The 2,409-nt window shown below is 64.8% G+C and carries 4 protein-coding genes; all 4 read right to left on the minus strand.

Annotated features, from left to right (window positions below; all coding sequences use genetic code 11):
* A partial coding sequence (rplQ, locus tag ENN83_RS05790; RefSeq protein ID WP_287185116.1) for a 50S ribosomal protein L17 occupies nucleotides 1-245 on the minus strand: 245 nt, incomplete at its 3' end.
* A 160-nt stretch (nucleotides 246-405) separates the two neighbouring features.
* On the minus strand, nucleotides 406-1,422 hold the full coding sequence (locus ENN83_RS05795; protein WP_287185118.1) for a DNA-directed RNA polymerase subunit alpha: 1,017 nt from the start codon (nucleotides 1,420-1,422) through the stop codon (nucleotides 406-408).
* 112 nt (nucleotides 1,423-1,534) lie between these two features.
* Nucleotides 1,535-1,924: a 30S ribosomal protein S11 gene (rpsK, locus tag ENN83_RS05800; protein ID WP_253089573.1), complete on the minus strand. Its 390-nt coding sequence runs from the start codon at nucleotides 1,922-1,924 to the stop codon at nucleotides 1,535-1,537.
* 15 nt (nucleotides 1,925-1,939) lie between these two features.
* On the minus strand, nucleotides 1,940-2,308 hold the full coding sequence (rpsM, locus tag ENN83_RS05805; protein WP_287185122.1) for a 30S ribosomal protein S13: 369 nt from the start codon (nucleotides 2,306-2,308) through the stop codon (nucleotides 1,940-1,942).
* Nucleotides 2,309-2,409 lie beyond the last annotated feature (101 nt).

Genomic DNA, 2,409 nt, shown 5'->3' on the forward strand with positions numbered 1-2,409 from the left:
ACCTCGAACAGCTTGGCCACATGGGCGTCCTGCTTGAGCTGCGCCGCGGCCTGGCGGCGGGCATGCAGGTCGCCGCGCTTGCCCAGCGTCACCAGCTTGTCGGCGATGCGCTTGAGTTCCTTGGCCTTGGGCAGCGTGGTCTTGATCTGTTCATGTTCGATCAGCGAGCCGGCCATGTTGGCGAACATCGCCTTGCGGTGCTCATGGGTGCGGTTCAGGCGGCGATAGCCGCGGGCGTGACGCATTTCTCTTCTCCGGTCTTGCCCTCGTTGGGGCGGTTTTGCTTTGTCCGGCAGCCCATGCGTGCGGGCCGCTCTCCTTGGGGCGGATTGCCCTTGTCGTCATGGCGGCGGGTGGGCCCGCACCCTACCCGTCCGGCGTAGGGTGGGTGGAACCCACCGTCCCTCAGAACTGGTCCTCGAACTTCTTGGCCAGATCCTCGATGTTCTCGGGCGGCCATTCCTCGACATCCATGCCAAGGTGCAGGCCCATGCCCGAAAGCACTTCCTTGATCTCGTTCAGCGACTTGCGGCCGAAGTTCGGGGTGCGCAGCATCTCGGCCTCGGTCTTCTGGATCAGGTCGCCGATATAGACGATGTTGTCGTTCTTCAGGCAGTTGGCCGAGCGCACCGAAAGTTCCAGCTCGTCCACCTTCTTGAGCAGGAGCGGGTTGAATTCCAGCCCCTCGTCCTCGGAATCGCGGCCGGCGGATTCGGGCTCTTCGAAATTGACGAAGATCGACAGCTGGTCCTGAAGGATGCGGGCGGCATAGGCCACCGCGTCATCGGGGGTCAGCGAGCCGTCGGTCTCGATCTTGAGCGTCAGCTTGTCATAGTCGAGCACCTGGCCCTCGCGGGTCGGCTGCACGTCATAGGCGACCCGCTTGACCGGGGAATAGATCGCGTCGATCGGGATCAGGCCGATCGGTGCATCCTCGGGGCGGTTCTTGTCGGCGGCGACATAGCCCTTGCCGGTGTTCACGGTCAGTTCCATGAACAGATCCGCACCCTCGTCGAGATGGCAGATCACATGGTCGCGGTTCAGCACCTCGATCCCGGCGGTTTCCGAGATGTCGCCCGCGGTGACGACGCCCGGCCCCTTGGCAGAGACGGTCAGCCGCTTGGGCCCTTCGACCTCCATCCGGAGGGCGACGCCCTTGAGGTTGAGGACGATGTCGGTCACGTCCTCGCGCACGCCTGCCACCGAGGAAAACTCGTGCAGGACGTTGTCGATCTGGACCGACGTGATCGCCGCGCCCTGCAGCGAGCTCATCAGCACGCGGCGCAGCGCATTGCCCAGCGTCAGGCCGAAGCCGCGTTCCAGCGGCTCGACGACCACGGTCGCCTGGCGCGCGGGATCGTTGCCCGGCCGGATGTCGAGCTGCACCGGCTTGATGAGTTCCTGCCAGTTCTTGTGGATCATGTGCGTCTCCTCAATTCCTGTCCTTCGCCCATGTCCGTAGCGAAGAACGCCCGAGGGAAATGGCCTGCGACCCGGGCCGGCATCGCCTGGCCCGGGTAGAAAGAATGCCCGATCAGACCCGGCGGCGCTTGGGCGGACGGCAGCCGTTATGCGCGATGGGGGTTACGTCGCGGATCGAGGTGATGTTGAAGCCGACCGCAGCGAGCGCGCGCAAGGCCGATTCGCGGCCGGAGCCGGGGCCCTGCACCTCGACCTCGAGGGTGCGGACGCCATGTTCCTGGGCTTTGCGGCCGGCATCCTCGGCGGCCATCTGGGCGGCATAGGGGGTCGACTTGCGCGAGCCCTTGAAGCCCATCGTGCCCGCCGACGACCAGGCGATCGCGTTGCCCTGCACGTCGGAGATCAGGATCTTGGTGTTGTTGAAGGAGCTGTTCACATGCGCCACACCGGCGGCGATGTTCTTGCGTTCCTTGCGCTTGATGCGGGTCTTTTCGCGTGCCATCTGTCCTGCCCTCCCTTATTTCTTCTTGCCGGCAATGGCTTTTGCCGGGCCCTTGCGGGTGCGGGCATTGGTGTGGGTGCGCTGGCCGCGCACGGGAAGGTTGCGGCGGTGGCGAAGCCCCCGGTAACAGCCTAGGTCCATCAGGCGCTTGACGTTCATCTGCACTTCGCGCCGCAGATCACCTTCGACGGTGAGATTGGCGTCGATATGCTCGCGGATGGCCAGAACCTCGGCATCAGACAGCTCGTTGACGCGGCGGGCGGCGTCGATGCCGATCGCGTCGCAGATCGCGCGGGCCGAGGACGCGCCGATGCCGTGGATATAGGTGAGTGCGATGGGGACGCGTTTCCCGGTGGGGATGTTGACGCCAGCGATACGTGCCAAACGTATGTTCCTTCGGTTGCGGTTCCGTAATCCCGGAACCTTTTTTCACAACTGAGGCCCGAAAGCATCCTGCCTTCGGGCCGCTCTGCCCGTTGCCGCCG

Source organism: Rhodovulum sp. (assembly GCF_011048875.1).
GTDB classification, from domain to species: Bacteria; Pseudomonadota; Alphaproteobacteria; order Rhodobacterales; family Rhodobacteraceae; genus Rhodovulum; species Rhodovulum tesquicola.